The sequence below is a fragment of the Gracilibacillus halotolerans genome (assembly GCF_014206945.1).
Taxonomy (GTDB): domain Bacteria; phylum Bacillota; class Bacilli; order Bacillales; family Amphibacillaceae; genus Gracilibacillus; species Gracilibacillus halotolerans.
The window spans coordinates 1-1,475 of sequence record NZ_JACHON010000052.1 but is presented as its reverse complement, the minus strand read 5'-3'; the positions used below and the strand labels follow the sequence as shown (position 1 = coordinate 1,475).

Here is a 1,475-nt window from a genome sequence, read left to right as displayed (position 1 = left end):
TTTGTGGAACGAGCGGCGGACGGGTGAGTAACACGTGGGCAACCTACCTGTAAGACTGGGATAACTCCGGGAAACCGGGGCTAATACCGGATAGAGTTTCCTCTCGCATGAGAGGAATCGGAAAGGCGGCTTCGGCTGTCACTTACAGATGGGCCCGCGGCGCATTAGCTAGTTGGTGGGGTAATGGCTCACCAAGGCAACGATGCGTAGCCGACCTGAGAGGGTGATCGGCCACACTGGGACTGAGACACGGCCCAGACTCCTACGGGAGGCAGCAGTAGGGAATCTTCCGCAATGGACGAAAGTCTGACGGAGCAACGCCGCGTGAACGAAGAAGGTTTTCGGATCGTAAAGTTCTGTTGTTAGGGAAGAACAAGTACCGTTTGAATAAGGCGGTACCTTGACGGTACCTATCGAGGAAGCCCCGGCTAACTACGTGCCAGCAGCCGCGGTAATACGTAGGGGGCAAGCGTTGTCCGGAATTATTGGGCGTAAAGCGCGCGTAGGCGGTTTCTTAAGTCTGATGTGAAATCTTGCGGCTCAACCGCAAGCGGTCATTGGAAACTGGGGAACTTGAGTGCAGAAGAGGAGAGTGGAATTCCACGTGTAGCGGTGAAATGCGTAGAGATGTGGAGGAACACCAGTGGCGAAGGCGACTCTCTGGTCTGTAACTGACGCTGAGGTGCGAAAGCGTGGGTAGCGAACAGGATTAGATACCCTGGTAGTCCACGCCGTAAACGATGAGTGCTAGGTGTTAGGGGGTTTCCGCCCCTTAGTGCTGGAGTTAACGCATTAAGCACTCCGCCTGGGGAGTACGGCCGCAAGGCTGAAACTCAAAAGAATTGACGGGGGCCCGCACAAGCGGTGGAGCATGTGGTTTAATTCGAAGCAACGCGAAGAACCTTACCAGGTCTTGACATCTTTGGCCATCTCTAGAGATAGAGAGTTCCCTTCGGGGACCAAATGACAGGTGGTGCATGGTTGTCGTCAGCTCGTGTCGTGAGATGTTGGGTTAAGTCCCGCAACGAGCGCAACCCTTGATCTTAGTTGCCAGCATTAAGTTGGGCACTCTAAGGTGACTGCCGGTGACAAACCGGAGGAAGGTGGGGATGACGTCAAATCATCATGCCCCTTATGACCTGGGCTACACACGTGCTACAATGGATGGTACAGAGGGCAGCGAAGCCGCGAGGTGAAGCAAATCCCATAAAACCATTCTCAGTTCGGATTGCAGGCTGCAACTCGCCTGCATGAAGCCGGAATCGCTAGTAATCGTGGATCAGCATGCCACGGTGAATACGTTCCCGGGCCTTGTACACACCGCCCGTCACACCACGAGAGTTGGCAACACCCGAAGTCGGTGTGGTAACCTTTATGGAGCCAGCCGCCGAAGGTGGGGCCAATGATTGGGGTGAAGTCGTAACAAGGTAGCCGTATCGGAAGGTGCGGCTGGATCACCTCCTTTCTAAGGATAA

General features: G+C 54.7%; 1 rRNA gene. It reads left to right on the top strand.

The annotated features are described in order from the left end of the window. Nucleotides 1-1,465: ribosomal RNA gene (locus GGQ92_RS16230) — 16S ribosomal RNA — on the top strand; the annotation flags it as partial. Nucleotides 1,466-1,475 lie beyond the last annotated feature (10 nt).